We start from the raw sequence: 15015 nt of genomic DNA, 5'->3' as shown, positions 1-15015 counted from the left end.
AATTGCCCCTCCTAATAGTAGTTTAGTAGCATAACTTTATCGATCAGCGATTGTACAATACTGACTTCAAAAGTGTATGTTTTGTACTGTATATATAGTATGATACTGGAACTTGCGGCAGGAGTGAAGAGATGTTTTTGTCGGAAAAATTCGAATCCCCAAAATAGCCACATAGTCCCAAATTGCTTCGTATTTGTGTTCATATAAAACGTTTACACCCTTGAATTTACTTGAGATTTGAGATATCCATTTTGTATATCATACTGTATGTCGACATTTTGCTTACCTACTTTATTAAACAGCAGTGGATTTGTCGAAACACCCTGCAGGACACTCTTAGTTTACCGGCTGCTTTTCCTGTTGTGTCTGCCTCATTTGTAATTTACTATTAATATCAATAATGCTGCAGGAAGGAGCCGCATCGTGGCAAAACAGAAATATTATGTGGTATGGGAGGGACGCAAGCCGGGTGTGTACGCGACTTGGGCGGAATGCAAGCGGCAGACGGACCAGTTTACGGGAGCAAAATACAAATCCTATGAGTCGAAGACCGCGGCTGAGGAAGCGTTCCGGGCAGGCTGGAAGGGCAATTGGGGCAAGACAGGGTCTGAAAAAGGCGGCGCAGCCGGCGGGTCCCAGGTAAGTCATTCTTCCAAGAGCACAGGCGCTCAGACAGCCGCAGAAACAGTCGACTATAACAGCATCTCGGTTGATGTGGGAACAAGGGGAAACCCCGGCCCTGTCGAATATAAAGGAGTAGACACACGGACGGGAGAGGTTATCTTCTCCTGCGGTCCGATTAGCAAGGGTACGAATAATCTCGGTGAATTTCTGGCTATTGTGCACGCCCTTGCGCTTCTGCAGAAAGAAGGCAGCGGCAAGACGGTATACAGCGATTCGGTCAACGCAATGAAATGGGTCAGAGAGAAGAAGGTGTCGACCACCCTGCCCCGGGACCATACGACGGAGGAGATCTGGGGGCTCATCGACCGAGCGGTGAACTGGCTTCAGACGCATACATACGACAACAAGGTACTGAAGTGGCAGACCCGGCAGTGGGGAGAGATCAAGGCGGATTACGGAAGAAAATAAGAGAGAAGCGTTCCCTGCCTCCCAGCAGGGAGCGAATCCATACTGGGGAGATATGGAAGGGGAATCACATGATATTCGGCAATGATTGGGACGAGGTACTGCATGAAGAAACGCAGAAGCCGTATTTTCAGGAGCTGCGATATACACTGGCTAGGGAATATAAGCAGTATACGGTTTATCCGCCGAAGGAACTGCTGTTCTCAGCTCTGAAGCTGACGGCCTACAACAAGACGAGGGTTGTCATTCTGGGACAAGATCCTTATCATGGCGCGGGACAGGCCCATGGGCTCAGCTTTTCGGTGATGCCCGGTGTGAGAATTCCGCCGTCCCTGCGCAATATTTATGCAGAGCTGGCCAGTGATATCGGCGCTGGCAGTCCGAATCACGGATCGCTGCTGCATTGGGCGGAGCAGGGTGTGCTCCTGCTCAATGCGGTACTGACCGTGCGCGAAGGCCAGCCCAATTCGCATAAAGGAATGGGCTGGGAACGGTTTACGGATGCTATTATGGAGAAACTGAACGAAAGGGGCACGCCGCTGGTCTTCATTCTATGGGGTAGCCATGCCCAGCAGAAGGGCGCTTTCATCGACCAGAACCATCATAAAGTGATCCAGTCGGCGCACCCGAGTCCGTTCTCGGCTCACCGGGGCTTTCTCGGCAGCCATCCGTTCTCGGGGACCAATCAATTTCTGAGCGCTCACGGTCTGGAACCGATCGATTGGACCATACCGAATTTATAGGACGGGAAAGGCAGAAGGGGGCTATTTTGAATGAGACATTGGGTAGGCAAGCCGGTTATTGCGTATCTTGGAAAGCCTCCTTACGTCACGATGAGGGGTGTGCTGCGCAAGTGGGACAGCGCCGGGGGGCGCGTTGTGATCGGCCATCAGGAGGCCGGAGTCCCCATTCGTGACATTGCGATTATCAAGGCGCTGGCTCCCAAAGAAAGAGCGCTCCCTCCGGTCCTTCATTCCGTCGGCTATATTATGAAAGACCGATTGCAATTCGATAATGCCGTCTATTTCAAGTCGGCGGTCTCGGTCTGGAAGGGGGACCGGCTGATTGCGCTTAATACCACCCTTGTTTCCCATACGAAGGGATCGGTCACTTTGGAAGACGGAAGAACGCTGATGAAAGGAACGCATCTGTTTGTCGTCCGCTCGCTAAGAGGCTAGTGTGCGGCTTAAGCAAGCAACCTCAAAGAGCCTTGTCTGCTAATAACGCAGGCAAGGCCTTTTTACATGGTTAGATCGGGTTTAAATTACATTTCGTTCGTCCGTTCCGCGATGATAATTTCGTATACCCGCAGAAAAATAATTTTGACGGTCATATAGACCGGCAGCGCTATCAGCACACCGATGATTCCGTAGAATTCTCCGCCCACGAGTACAAGGATTACCGTTGTCAGCGGATGGACATCCAGAGATTTGCCGTAAATGATCGGCGTGAGCAGGTTATCCTGAATTTGCTGCGAGGCGACGATAATCACCAGAGACCATAAGGCGGTCATGGGAGATTCGATAAAACTGACGATAACGACCGGAATGGAGGCAAGAATAGCGCCAATATAGGGAATGAAGTTCAGAGGCACCGACACGAGGGCCAGCAGCAGGGCATATGGCAAACCGATCACAAGAAAACCGATGTACAGGGTGAGGCCCAGGATCAGATTAAGAACCACCCGCGTAACGATGAAGCTGCTGAGCGCCGAATCAATTTGCTCCAGCGTCTCCTGCCCTTCACTGCGGTATTTTCGCGGAACCAGGCCGAGCAGAATACGGGGCAGCTTATGGCTGTCTTTCAGCATATAGTACAAAATAATCGGCAGTGTGGCCACAACGACAACAATGTTGGAGATGACGGTAATCAGATTGCTGATGGAGTTCGTCACCCAGGTTACCGCGTTTTGCAGGTATTCGGTTAACCGGACCGTCAGATCCGATTCTCCGCGGAAGAAGCGCGCAAACATCGGGTTCTCGCGCAGACGGTCAAGCTGGGTCTGGAGATCTTGGACAAGATACGGGGCATTTCGGATAAAATTCTGGATTTGATCCTGCAGCGTCGGCCAGACGGCGACCCAGAAAATAGCGAACAGAGCAATAAATACCGCATAGATGAGCAAAATGGCGATCGGGCGCTTGAGCTTTCTTTTTTCCAGATAATTGACCAGCGGGCGAAGCAAATAATACATGAACCCAGAGAGCATCATCGGCACGAGCAGAAGATTAATGATGGTCCCAATGGGCGAGAATATAACCAAAACCTTGGAGCCGAGATAAAGGATAAGCAGAAGAAATATAATTCCAAGCGTGGTACGGAAAAACTTGTTCTGCAGCAGCAATGGCCGCACCTCCTAATATAGACCGAATCGTATGTATGGTGGCTCTACTGATATGCTAACTCTACTAAATAGTTAAACCCAAGTCTATGTTTATAACCGCTGGATTCGATTCAGGAGAGGGACGGAGAACATGCCAAACAGGCTGTCTTCCCGAATAAACGGACAGGAGACAGCCTTGCTTTGATGTAAATATAAGAATCTTTAAAATTCACGCTTATAGATGGCCTTATAATTCTACGAGAAACGGATACCCTTCTCCTGCGAGAACGGCGCAGTCGTTTCTTCTTGTTATTTTGTTTTTTTGTTAGTCTCAGCCTGAGTCGATTCCTTTGCTTTTACGAGGGACAAGAAAAAGAAGAAATCGCCCAAAGCGCTCAGCGCCGCAGCGATGATGGCGTAATCTTCTGCGGACAGTTCCTCTTCCTGTGGGATGCTTTGGATGCTTTTCTTATTTGCCATCTTCTCTCACCCGCTTCAACTGGTCGTATGCTACAAGGTATGCCATAAAGAGCAAAGACGGAATAGGCGGGAAGGATGTATTTTCCAAGGCTTCTTGAGCAGGAAGGCGCGTATTGATTATACTGGATTAATCGGACAATCACTGGCTAAAGGAGAATTAGAGGATGATACTGCATAAAGGAGAGATTTTATTTAGGCAGGGCGATAGCTGTGATACGCTGTACCATATTAAGAGCGGTTTATTTAAAGTGACCAGGCTGCATGAGAATGGGAATATCGTGCTGTTTAACATCCTATATCCTGGCGAGACGGTGCCTCATCATTCGCTCATCTCACCTAAAGAAGCCCATGGGACAGCCACTGCGCTGATGAGCAGCGAAGCCCAGCTCATCCCCGCGTCGGAGTGGTACCGCCAGCTGCGCGAGGAGCCCGGTAAAGCGATGGAGGTTGCTCTTCTGCTGCAGGAGAAGGTAAGATTCATGCAGACCCGTCTGGACCATCTTACGATCGGGGCGCCTGCCGAAAGGTTGGAGCTGCTGATCGGATGGCTGCGCGATTATTCCCATGGGGTCCCATTGACAGAACTGCTGACCCAGGAAGAGATCGGACAGCTGATCGGCGTCCGCAGGGAGACGGTGAACAGGCTGCTGCGTGGCTGAGCTTGTACTTTTTTCTGGAAGAACTTGTCTCCTTATTGGGAAATGGCTTTTTCCGTGGTATAATGGGGTCAGACTTCAAAACAAAATCGAAAGGATCAGGATACCATGTGTCCCCGAAGGACGAATCCCCAAAGGACGATTTGGAAACGTTATGATCTATCTTATACTTAGCTTCCTTGTAGAAGGTGTGTGAACAGTCAGTTGACGCTAAACCGCCTCTACGAAGGAAGGGAATAGGTATGCGAAGGAGAAAGACAACCGGTTCACCCCGTCGTAGAGGTTGGTGGGACGTCTAGCCGCCATTTACGATAAGGGGAGCCTGTATGAGGAACCATAACAGCGGTGTTCGTCTGCCGCTACAATTAACTATTAATTTGATCGGAACGTTGTTGCTTAGCTTTACTTACTATCACATCAATTATCAGAACCATCTGACCGAAGGCGGGTTCGTAGGACTGTCGCTGCTCGGCAAGTACGTTCTGGGACTGTCGCCATCCGTTACCGTCCTGCTGCTTGATCTTCCGGTTCTGCTGGCAGCCTTGGTGCTCAAAGGAAAGGGATTTGTCTGCAATACATTCATTTCCATTGTGTCGTTTACCGTGTTCTACGGACTGATGGAACGCTATTCCGGACTGGTGCTTGATTTCCATGGCAATCTGGCGCTGGCGGCGCTCTTATCCGGACTGCTAACGGGTATTGGCGCGGGGCTGGTGCTGCGATGCGGAGGCGCAAGCGGCGGTGACGACATCTTGTCTCTCTTGATCAGCGAGTGGAAGGGGATCAAGGTCGGCACCGTGTTCATTATAATGGACATTGTCGTGCTGCTGCTGTCACTCTTCTATATGCCGCTCAGAGAAACGATGTATACGGCGATGGCGGTGATCGTGGCCGGCCAGGTTATCACGTTTACAACTTCGTTCGGTAAACCGAAGCGGAGAAAGAAGAAGCTGCAGGTTCAGCCTGCGCTTGTGGGCCGTAAGGAAGCCACCGCTGCGGGGAAATTATAACAATTACTTGGGGTCAGCCGAAACCGGCTGGCTTTTTTAACGTATAGAAGGAGTAAGGATGCAAATCCTAAAGTTATACAGTATCCGAAGAAAAGGAGGAAACAGCATGCTCAGGAAACTTATCGACAAACTCATTCACTCCGTCGGACACTCGAAATACGAAAGACGCGGAGGTTCTTCCGGAAATTACCGGAGACCGATGCATTACGGAAATTCCTCAAGCAGCAAACGCGGTTATGGGAGCGCACGCGGCCACGGCTATTACAAGAACAGATATGGAAGTTCAAGTTGAATATTCGCTCGCTTCTTAAATGTAGTAAATAAGAAACGGATGCTAACCTAATTTCGGGAGGCGTCCGTTTCTTGTTATTCAATGAGATCGGCCGCGAAAGTCCATATCGGATAATGCCTGCTGGACATCCTGAATGAACTCCTGCGTTTCCGTGTATGGATTCGATTCCTCGTTAAGCAGTCTCAGCAGTATGTGCCGCACCCCCGCCGTAAGCTCCAGCTCTTCTGACCAGCTGCGCTCGCCGCCGCCCGGCGTGGGGGTAAACCCTGAATACAGCATAAAGAGCATAAGATGTCCGATGTCGTGCAAATCCGATTGTTTGGACGCGGGCATGCGCTTCGGCAGTCCGTCTTTATCCCGCTCCGCTTCGCCGTCATTACTCGGGCTTTCGTCCCCGATCCGGCGGGCCAGACCGAAATCGATCAAATAGATATCATCCCCCCGGAGTATGATGTTGGGAATGCGTAAATCAAGGTGCACGAAGCCGCGTTCATGCACATGGTTTACCCGTTCCATCAAGCTCAAGACGAAGCGCAGGGTGTCTTTTTCCCCAAATATGCATCCCTGCTCGAAAATCAGCTGCTCCAATGTATAACCTTCAATATAATCGGTAACCAGCCAAGCAGAACCCATCTCCTCAAAATAATCTCTGCAGGCCGGGATATAGGGATGATCCAGCTGCATAAGGATATCCCGTTCCCGCTTCAGCATCTGCTTTCCAGTATCCCGCTTGCTCGGTTTGGCCTGCTTGACGGCCACCTGGCGTCTCTCCAGTTTATCCAGGCAGCGGTAAGCCAGCCCGTAGCTTCCCATGCCGATCCGCGAGAGCACCTCGTAACGCTGTCCGATCAGCTCCCCTTTCTCCCTGGGGTAATCCCTCCAGGCAGATATGAATGCGCGCAGGCGTGCAAGCAATGGACATCCTCCCAACATTATTCCGTCATGTGTAATCTATTCCTTCATTATTGCATATTTACCTGGGGCATTCGCAAGTCTGGAAGTCAGATGACAAGAGAGTGCGTTAGAGTTTCTTGCTTGAAAAATAGGGCTGCAAGTTTCAGAAATTACGTCCGGTGTTTAAGCAACAGTATAAAGAAAAAATATTGAAATCTAATCATTGAGGAGGCGTAAGCTTGGATCTGCTAGCCATTATTAAAGCCATCGTACTTGGTCTGGTTGAAGGCCTGACCGAATTCGCCCCAGTATCCTCTACAGGGCATATGATTATTGTCGATGATATGTGGTTGAAATCGCAGGAATTTCTCGGAAAATACACGGCTAATACATTTAAAGTCGTGATCCAGCTCGGTTCAATCCTTGCGGTTGTCGTCATTTTCAGGAATCGCTTTATTGATTTGCTCGGACTGAAACGCTTCAGCCGCGGCTCGCTTGAACCGGTCCCGGACGGCCAGCCGGCGCAGATAGAGACCGGGGGCCGTCTGAAGCTTGGGCAGGTTATTGCAGGTCTAATTCCAGCCGGTCTGCTAGGAATGTTATTCGAAGATTATATTGATGAATATTTGTTCTCGACATCAACTGTGCTGATCGGTCTTGTAATTGGCGCCGTATTTATGATCTGCGCGGATTTATTTGCTCCGAAGCGCGTCAGGACGCAGAGTGTTGACCAGATTACATACAGGCAAGCGCTTGCGGTGGGCTTGATCCAGTGTTTCTCTCTCTGGCCCGGCTTCTCCCGCTCCGGCTCGACGATTTCGGGAGGCGTCCTTCTTGGCCTGAGCCACCGGGCCGCCGCTGACTTCACCTTTATTATGGCCGTGCCGATCATGGCCGGCGCAAGCCTGATCTCGCTTTACAAGAACTGGCAGTATTTTACGCTGGATGCGTTGCCGTTCTTTATCGCCGGATTTATCAGCGCCTTCGTATTCGCGCTGCTGTCGATGCGGTTCTTTCTGAAGCTGATCAACCGGATCAAGCTGCTGCCGTTCGCAATCTACCGCATCGTGCTGGCCGCCCTGGTCTATATTATTTTCTTTTAACCGGTTATCAGGTATCGATATAACCAGAACCCCTGTCTCCTATTGCGGGCCGCAGGGTCTTGCCGTAACATAAAAGTTGTACTCATCAACCATTCACTAAATAACGGAAACAGGTGCTTGCCGGAATAGAGAGTTCCGGAGCTTAAAAGGGAAGCTCGGTGCAAAGCCGACGCGGTCCCGCCACTGTAACGGAAGAGTCTTTCGGCCCTTTATGCCACTGTCAGCCCAGCGCTGACGGGAAGGCCGCTGATGACGATGACGCCGCAGCCAGGAGACCTGCCTGTTTCGACGCACTGCTGAACCTACGGGAGATAGGGAGGTGTTGGATCGCAAACGTGATATTAACGTAGGCGTCTTTCCTCTTGCGCTTTTAAGGAAGGACGCCTTTTTGTTGGATCGTTTATGGGAAAAAGGAAGCGGGCCTTCCGAGGTGGATAAGATATTACTTCCTTAAACAACGGAATATGATGTTTTGTGAAAGATTACAGTAGGATAAGTCGAATAGGAGGAGCATGGAAATGACAACTCAAGTAAAAATAAGCAATCTCGGATATCCAAGAATCGGCGCGAACCGGGAATGGAAAAAAGCGCTGGAGGCTTACTGGGCGGGACGAACCCAGGAGGAACAGCTGCGGGCGGAAATGGACCGCATTCAGCTGGATAATCTGCGCAAGCAGCAGGAGGCGGGCATCGATCTGATTCCTGTCGGGGATTTCACGTATTACGATCATGTGCTGGATACGGCAGTCATGTTCGGTATTGTGCCGCCCAGGTACCGGTATGAAGATGGACCTGCCGGACTGGATTTGTATTTTGCGATGGCACGGGGTAATTCCCGGGCGGCGGCATGCGAAATGACGAAATGGTTCAATACGAATTACCATTACATCGTGCCGGAGATTGGGGATCTTACACCTGTTCTAACAGAGAACAAACCGCTTGCCGCATACCGGTTCGCTAAAAAGCAGGCAGGCATTGACGGCAAGCCCGTGGTCATTGGACTCTATACATTCCTGAAACTGTCCAAGGGCTTTGCCCTATCGGAAATCCGCAGTTTGGCCCAGCGCTTTCTGCCGGTCTATGTGCAGCTGTTGCAGGAGCTGGAGCGGGAGGGGGCGGCTTGGGTTCAAATAGATGAACCTGCTGTGGTGACCGGACTGCGGGAAGAGGATATTGAGCTTCTAAGCGATATTTATAGCGAGCTTCATTCCGCTGTTCCGGGTCTTTCCATTATGCTGCAGACATACTTTGAGTCCGCCGAGCCGCTTGAAGCCCTGCTTAAACTGCCGGTGCAGGGAATCGGACTCGATTTTGTACACGACAGCGGGGCCAATCTGGAAGCGATTGAGCGCCTGAGCTGGCCGGGGGATAAGACGCTTGGAGCCGGAGTGATCGACGGGCGCGGGATTTGGCGCTGCGACCCGGACGATAAGCTGGCGCTGGCTCAGCGCCTGGCTGCCCTTGTCCCGGAGGGCAAGCTGATTTTGCAGCCATCCAGCAGCCTGCTGCATGTGCCTGTGACGGTGCGCAGCGAGGAGAAGCTGAAGCAGGAGGTGCGGAACGCGCTGGCCTTTGCCGATGAGAAGCTGGCAGAGCTTGCGCTGCTGAAACGGGCGCTGCTTGAAGGCCGTGACGCCGCCGGGGCTTCGTTAGCCGAGACGCAGGCTGCGCTGGCCGCCTTCCGCAAACTGCCCGAGCGCAGCCGCGCGGACGTGGCAGAGCTTGAACGCGGCTTGACGGAGCTGCCTGACCGGCGGAGTCCGGCCTATGCCGAGCGGGCGAAGCGCCAGCAGGACAAGTGGCGTCTGCCGTTGCTGCCGACAACGACAATCGGCAGCTTTCCGCAGACGCCGGAAGTCCGGCAGGCGCGGCTGAAATGGCGCAAGGGCGAGTTGAGCCAGGAAGTCTATGACGACTTTATCCACCGGCAAATTGTGGACGCCATCGCTCTTCAGGAGAACATCGGTCTGGATGTTCTGGTGCACGGCGAATTTGAACGGACAGATATGGTGGAGTTCTTCGGGGAGAAGCTGGATGGATTTCTGTTCACGCAGAATGGCTGGGTGCAATCCTACGGTTCCCGCTGCGTCAAGCCGCCGGTCATTTACGCCGATGTCGCTTTCACCGAACCGATGACCGTCAAGGAAAGCGTTTATGCGCAATCTTTGACGAAGCTTCCGGTAAAGGGCATGCTGACCGGGCCGGTCACGATTCTGAACTGGTCATTCGTTCGCGACGATCTAAGCCGGGAGCGGGTAGCGAACCAGATTGCGCTTGCGCTGCGGCAGGAGGTTCTGGCGCTTGAAAGCGCCGGAGTGGAAATGATTCAGGTGGACGAGCCGGCGGTGCGCGAAGGACTTCCGCTTAAGGAGAAGGACCGCAGGCATTATCTGGACTGGGCCGTAAAATCTTTCCGCATTTCCACGAATCTCGTTCGGGATACGACACAAATTCATACCCATATGTGCTATTGCGAATTTGGCGATATGATCGATTCCATTTCCGATATGGATGCGGATGTTATTTCCATTGAGACGTCGCGAAGCCATGGTGAGCTGATTGCAAGCTTTGAGAAAATGGAATATGACAAAGGGATCGGCCTTGGAGTCTACGACATCCATAGTCCGCGTGTTCCGTCGGTGGGAGAAATGGAGACCGGTATCGACCGGGCGCTGCGGGTGCTGCATCCGGAGCAGTTCTGGATCAACCCGGACTGCGGACTGAAGACGCGGGGCTGGAGCGAAACGGAAGCTTCGCTGCGGAATATGGTGGCAGCTGCGGAAGATGCAAGAAAGAAGGCGCGGGCTATTCAGCCGTAACTTACGCAAGATCGGCTTGACAAAGAATAAACCGGGAATCCGATCCCGGTTTATTCTTTGAATATACACTTCTTATTTCTTTTTAAATGTGTCACAATCTGTTTCTTCGGAGCGGGAAGCTTGTCTCACGTTGTTGAAAGCAATGAAGATCGACTCGGCATTGCACTTGTTTTCATTCGCCCAATACGTGCAGGTGTTCACTTCGCAAAGTACATCTTTGGCCATGAGTATTCACCCTCCAATCATAAAAATGGATTACTCTTCGTTAGTATGATTCCATCATATCTCTTGATTTATACCAAAAGATCATTAGAGTGATCTGGCAAGGCTCTCATCAGCACATGACTGAAGAAGTCGCTCAAGAAAGCTTTGCGCTCCGCAACCTTTCATAGTCTGGAAACGTCTGGAGATTAAAATCGGACGAACAGATAAATTGGGGGGATAAGGATGTTCAAACGAAGTATGTATTACATGGTAACGGTGATGGTGTTGTTGTGTGTCATGCTAGCTGGCTGTAGTTCGGGCGGCAGCGCCGGAAGCGCGGATAAGGCTGCAAATTCCGCGATGAGCAAAAGCGTCTCATTTCAATCGAATGTGGTCACAGAGGGGGCTCCCGCTGCAGCTGCTCTTGCAGATTCAGCCGAAACCGCGCAAAAGAGCGGATCGGGGAGTGGTAAAGACTTCGCCAGCTTTTCAGCTGCTGAAGAAACCGTCAGCAGCTCCGGCGGTTTCACGGCCGGCGATGTAGCCGCAGGATTGAACAAGAAGCTGATCTACCATGCCAATCTCAACATGGAAGTGGAAAATTACGAGAAAGCGCAGACGGAAGTGCGGAATAGGATCAATCTTGCACGCGGCTACATTCTCGGATTCACGGAAACGATGTCGGATTCCGAGCATGGCGGCACGTTTGTCGTAAAGGTGCCGGCCTCCGGTTTCTCTTCCTTCCTGGACAGTCTAGAGAAGATCAAGAATGAATCGCTTCAACGCAGTATCGAGGGTCAGGACGTTTCCGAAGAGTATGTCGACCTCGAAGCGCGCCTAAAGGCAAAGCAGCTGCTGGAAACCCAGTATGTCGAATTTATGAAAAAGGCGACCAAAGCCACGGATCTTGTATCGTTTGCCAACGAGCTTGGAAAGGTTCAGGAGGAGATCGAGCAGATCAAGGGAAGAATGCGCTATATCGATCAAAATGTGCTGTACTCGACGGTGGAGCTTAGGCTGTACCAGCCGGACGAGAGTACCTTAAATTTGCGTAAGGAAGAGCCGCAATCACTATTTGGCAGAGCCTCTGACGCGCTGCGCGGAACCTTGAATGCACTCTCCATGGGATTAGATTGGCTCATTATCGTCCTGGCAGGGGCGCTGCCGATACTGATCGGAGCCGGCCTCATTCTGGCCGTGCTGCTCTGGTTCCGGCGTTCAAGACGCCGCCGCCGCGAAGAGGCTTCGCTGCTGATTCGGGAAGCCAATCGGAGTAAAGAGGAGGATGCTTACAGAACGGCTGGACAAAGCAAAAGCCGGACGGACGGGGAAGATAAGCCTGGAGATGCGCCGCAGGCGCTGGAACCGCCAGAAGACAAATAAGTGAACAAGCCTCCGGACGGGCGAAGCCCGTTCTGGAGGCTTTTGTTGCATTCCTGCTGTATAGGAGAGGCGTATTATTGGAATAAGACGCGGTATTCGCCATAACCTTCCTCTTCAAGATCCTCCCTTGGAACGAAGCGCAGCGCGGCGGAATTGATGCAGTAGCGGAGACCGTTCGGTCCCGGTCCGTCGTTAAAGACATGGCCGAGATGCGAATCCGCTTCTTTGCTGCGTACCTCCGTGCGGATCATCAAATGGCTGAGATCGGTCTTCTCTTTCACCGAGTAGTCGCGAAGCGGCCGGGTGAAGCTGGGCCATCCGCAGCCGGAATCATATTTATCCTTGGAACTAAAGAGGGGCTCTCCGGATACGATGTCCACATAAATGCCTTCTCCGTGATGATCCCAATATTCATTTTGAAAAGGGGATTCCGTGGCATTATTCTGCGTTACCTCGTATTGCAGGGGCGTAAGCCGCTGCTTCAGGCTCTGCTTGTCATCTTTATGCGACCAATGGCTCTCGATAAAGTCTTCCCGGCCGGAGGCTTTGCGGTAGCGTTTGTAATGGCCCGGATTTTTGCGGTGATAACCCTGATGGTAATCTTCCGCAGGATAAAAAATTCCAGCCGGAACAATAGGCGTCACAACTGGCCCCGAGAAGCGGCCGCTTTGCTCGGTTGCGATCTTGGATGCCTCGGCTTCCTTGCGCTGCTCCTCATTGTGATAGAAGATCGCCGTCCGGTAGGAAGAGCCGCGGTCATGGAACTGGCCGCCTTCATCCGTCGGATCAATTTGCTGCCAGAACAGCTCGAGCAGCTTGCTGTATGGAAAGATTGAAGGATCGAACGTGATTTGCACGGCTTCGGCATGGCCCGTTGTTTCGGAGCAGACCTCTTCGTAAGTCGGATTGACCGTATGCCCCCCGGTATAGCCGGAGACGACATCGATAATGCCGGGCAGTTCCTCGAACGGGGAGACCATACACCAGAAGCAGCCGCCTGCAAAAGTCGCTTTTTCGGTGCGGGAGCCTGTTTGGTTACTCGGATTGTCACTCATAGTTGTCCCTCCTATTAAATCAAACAATTAAATAGAACACAATTTAATTATAAACCATATAAATACTTTATGCCAACAAGCGCAAGCTTCAGGCTGAACCTTTGCTCCGGTGCCAGCCGCCTTTTAGCAGAATACCGAACAATAGGAGCGCCGCAATGTACAGCGCCGCGGCTATTCCGGCGGCTGCGGGATGCTCCCGGGCGCTTCCGCCGAGAAAGGCGAAGAGAGCAATGCCCGGAATTTTACCCAGACCCGAAGCAAGGATAAAGCTCCAGAAGGGCAGGCCCGCCGCAGCGGCGTACACATTGACCGCTGATTGCGGTATTACCGGCAGCAGGCGGGCCGCAACGACAGAGGCGAAGGGATGCCGCTGAACGGCAGCCGTGAATTTGTCCAGCGCCGGAATTGATGACAAATAAGCGCGTCCTTTTTCCGGAAACAGCCATTTGACGCCGCCGAACATCAGCGCCGCAGCCGCTGTTGTCGCCAGCCAGCACATTGCTCCGCCAGCCAGACTTCCGTAAACATATCCGAACAGTCCGATGACGGCTTTATATGGCACGACAGGGAACAAAGCCAGCGCGGCCGCGGCCAGGATCGAGAGCAGAGCATGCCCGTCTTGGCCGAGCCAGTCAAGAATAGTATATCTGTAGATAAACGCGGCGCCCATGCCCGAAACATAACTCAGCGCCAGCAGCCATTTTCTCATTGTAATATGTCCTTTCCGTTTCATCTTCACCCATCATACTGAAAAAAATTGAAGAATAGAAGAAAACTCATTTGTCGGATTGTCTTGGCAGGGTATAATAGTTCATTAGAGTTGAAGCGGCCGTTGCCGCAAGGGACAGAACAGGCAGAGAGGGGGAAGAGAATGGATGATTACCGCAAATCGGTGGAAGACCAGATTGTGGAAAGCTATAGGCGCGACGAAGAAATGATGATTCTCGTATTCGCCCAATGGTGCGTGAATAACGGTCTTGATCCGGAAGCCATATATTTGCAGGCCTACCCGCAGCAGCATGGCAATGAACAGCTTGCCAAGGCCCTTGCGCTGACTGTGCCTGTGGACGAGTCCGGTTTTATTTCGGATGATACGGTGCTCGGAGTGCTTTCACTATATGGAAACGATGACCTGGCTTTTGTCATCACCGAGGCGATAGCTGCAAGAGCGCAGGGGGAACGTGGCCAGTAGCGGCAGCTTAACTGGATCTTGGCGGCCATAACTTTTTTTGGAAAACAATGTTCAATAGGAACGTAATGTGGTAAAATTATATGTACTAACTAAATGTAAGTTTTAATTAGCGAGAGGTGAGAACAATGGAAGAGCATCAATTGGCGTTGTGTCCCCGCTTCGAGACGGCATTCTCTTTTCTGGGCAAACGGTGGAACGGCCTCATTATTAAGACACTGATGAGCGGACCGAAACGTTTTAAGGACATATCCGGCCTTATTCCCTTGATGAGCGATAAAATGCTGTCGGAACGGATGAAGGATCTGGAGAGCGAGGGCATTCTGGAGCGGCATGTCTATCCGGAGACGCCTGTGCGTATTGAGTACGAGCTTACGGAAAAAGGCCGCGCGCTGGAGCCCGTCATGGAGCAGATTCAGAAATGGGCGGAACAGTGGGTGAAGTAAAGGCGGGGCAAGCAGCAGAACAACCAGAAAACTGACGTCGAATCTATCGGCGCCAGTTTTCTTTTTCAAAAT

At 51.8% G+C, this 15015-nt stretch carries 17 protein-coding genes and 1 riboswitch; of the genes, 11 read left to right on the top strand and 6 right to left on the bottom strand.

What is annotated here, in order from left to right; translation table 11 throughout:
- Positions 1-423: 423 nt before the first annotated feature.
- The 3 genes from rnhA (at position 424) to KP014_RS23350 (ending at position 2267) form a co-directional block, all read left to right on the top strand.
- Positions 424-1092 (top strand): ribonuclease H, encoded by a 669-nt coding sequence (gene rnhA, locus KP014_RS23360; RefSeq protein WP_036604132.1) that lies wholly within the window; start codon positions 424-426, stop codon positions 1090-1092.
- A 71-nt stretch (positions 1093-1163) separates the two neighbouring features.
- The gene (locus KP014_RS23355) at positions 1164-1832 is read left to right on the top strand and encodes a uracil-DNA glycosylase (protein ID WP_036604135.1); all 669 of its coding nucleotides are present in this window, start codon (positions 1164-1166) and stop codon (positions 1830-1832) included.
- 30 nt (positions 1833-1862) lie between these two features.
- On the top strand, positions 1863-2267 hold the full coding sequence (locus tag KP014_RS23350; RefSeq protein ID WP_036604131.1) for a hypothetical protein: 405 nt from the start codon (positions 1863-1865) through the stop codon (positions 2265-2267).
- An 86-nt stretch (positions 2268-2353) separates the two neighbouring features.
- Here the strand turns inward: KP014_RS23350 and KP014_RS23345 are convergent, their stop codons facing one another.
- On the bottom strand, positions 2354-3433 hold the full coding sequence (locus tag KP014_RS23345) for an AI-2E family transporter (protein WP_036604130.1): 1080 nt from the start codon (positions 3431-3433) through the stop codon (positions 2354-2356).
- A gap of 288 nt (positions 3434-3721) precedes the next feature.
- Positions 3722-3892, bottom strand: coding sequence for a hypothetical protein (locus KP014_RS23340; protein WP_175491847.1), 171 nt, complete (start codon positions 3890-3892; stop codon positions 3722-3724).
- A gap of 164 nt (positions 3893-4056) precedes the next feature.
- On the opposite strand from KP014_RS23340, the gene KP014_RS23335 reads away from it, so the two are divergent.
- The 3 genes from KP014_RS23335 (at position 4057) to KP014_RS23325 (ending at position 5850) form a co-directional block, all read left to right on the top strand.
- Entirely contained in the window at positions 4057-4551 is a 495-nt protein-coding gene (locus tag KP014_RS23335; RefSeq protein WP_036604129.1) for a Crp/Fnr family transcriptional regulator, read from the top strand.
- A 323-nt stretch (positions 4552-4874) separates the two neighbouring features.
- On the top strand, positions 4875-5558 hold the full coding sequence (locus KP014_RS23330; protein WP_036604128.1) for a YitT family protein: 684 nt from the start codon (positions 4875-4877) through the stop codon (positions 5556-5558).
- A 106-nt stretch (positions 5559-5664) separates the two neighbouring features.
- Complete coding sequence (locus tag KP014_RS23325) at positions 5665-5850, top strand: hypothetical protein (protein ID WP_090834137.1); 186 nt, start codon at positions 5665-5667, stop codon at positions 5848-5850.
- Positions 5851-5928: 78 nt separating this feature from the next.
- Here the strand turns inward: KP014_RS23325 and KP014_RS23320 are convergent, their stop codons facing one another.
- Positions 5929-6765 (bottom strand): serine/threonine protein kinase, encoded by an 837-nt coding sequence (locus KP014_RS23320; protein WP_036604127.1) that lies wholly within the window; start codon positions 6763-6765, stop codon positions 5929-5931.
- 218 nt (positions 6766-6983) lie between these two features.
- Here KP014_RS23320 and KP014_RS23315 point away from each other — a divergent pair, with 218 nt between their 5' ends.
- Both KP014_RS23315 and metE read left to right on the top strand, forming a co-directional pair.
- Complete coding sequence (locus KP014_RS23315) at positions 6984-7847, top strand: undecaprenyl-diphosphate phosphatase (protein WP_036604125.1); 864 nt, start codon at positions 6984-6986, stop codon at positions 7845-7847.
- A 94-nt stretch (positions 7848-7941) separates the two neighbouring features.
- A riboswitch (cobalamin riboswitch) is annotated at positions 7942-8145 on the top strand.
- A gap of 220 nt (positions 8146-8365) precedes the next feature.
- Positions 8366-10666 (top strand): 5-methyltetrahydropteroyltriglutamate--homocysteine S-methyltransferase, encoded by a 2301-nt coding sequence (gene metE, locus KP014_RS23310; RefSeq protein WP_090834138.1) that lies wholly within the window; start codon positions 8366-8368, stop codon positions 10664-10666.
- A 72-nt stretch (positions 10667-10738) separates the two neighbouring features.
- On the opposite strand, the gene KP014_RS23305 is transcribed toward metE, so the two are convergent.
- On the bottom strand, positions 10739-10891 hold the full coding sequence (locus tag KP014_RS23305) for a DUF1540 domain-containing protein (protein ID WP_081754946.1): 153 nt from the start codon (positions 10889-10891) through the stop codon (positions 10739-10741).
- A 222-nt stretch (positions 10892-11113) separates the two neighbouring features.
- Here KP014_RS23305 and KP014_RS23300 point away from each other — a divergent pair, with 222 nt between their 5' ends.
- Positions 11114-12253 (top strand): DUF4349 domain-containing protein, encoded by a 1140-nt coding sequence (locus KP014_RS23300; RefSeq protein ID WP_063619493.1) that lies wholly within the window; start codon positions 11114-11116, stop codon positions 12251-12253.
- 74 nt (positions 12254-12327) lie between these two features.
- Here KP014_RS23300 and msrB read toward each other — a convergent pair whose 3' ends face one another.
- Together msrB and KP014_RS23290 are read right to left on the bottom strand one after the other, a co-directional pair.
- On the bottom strand, positions 12328-13308 hold the full coding sequence (msrB, locus tag KP014_RS23295) for a peptide-methionine (R)-S-oxide reductase MsrB (RefSeq protein WP_036596054.1): 981 nt from the start codon (positions 13306-13308) through the stop codon (positions 12328-12330).
- 88 nt (positions 13309-13396) lie between these two features.
- Positions 13397-14017, bottom strand: a complete 621-nt coding sequence (locus KP014_RS23290) for a TVP38/TMEM64 family protein (RefSeq protein ID WP_246590569.1) — start codon at positions 14015-14017, stop codon at positions 13397-13399.
- Positions 14018-14179: 162 nt separating this feature from the next.
- Here KP014_RS23290 and KP014_RS23285 point away from each other — a divergent pair, with 162 nt between their 5' ends.
- The gene (locus KP014_RS23285; RefSeq protein ID WP_036597052.1) at positions 14180-14500 is read left to right on the top strand and encodes a hypothetical protein; all 321 of its coding nucleotides are present in this window, start codon (positions 14180-14182) and stop codon (positions 14498-14500) included.
- 125 nt (positions 14501-14625) lie between these two features.
- Positions 14626-14943, top strand: coding sequence for a winged helix-turn-helix transcriptional regulator (locus KP014_RS23280; protein WP_025703145.1), 318 nt, complete (start codon positions 14626-14628; stop codon positions 14941-14943).
- The last annotated feature ends 72 nt before the right edge of the window (positions 14944-15015 follow it).

Origin of the sequence: Paenibacillus sophorae, assembly GCF_018966525.1 — a bacterium.
In the GTDB taxonomy this organism is placed as follows: Bacteria; Bacillota; Bacilli; order Paenibacillales; family Paenibacillaceae; genus Paenibacillus_AQ; species Paenibacillus_AQ sophorae.
The sequence above is the reverse complement of the archived record's forward strand: the minus strand, read 5'-3'. Positions and strand labels throughout refer to the sequence as shown.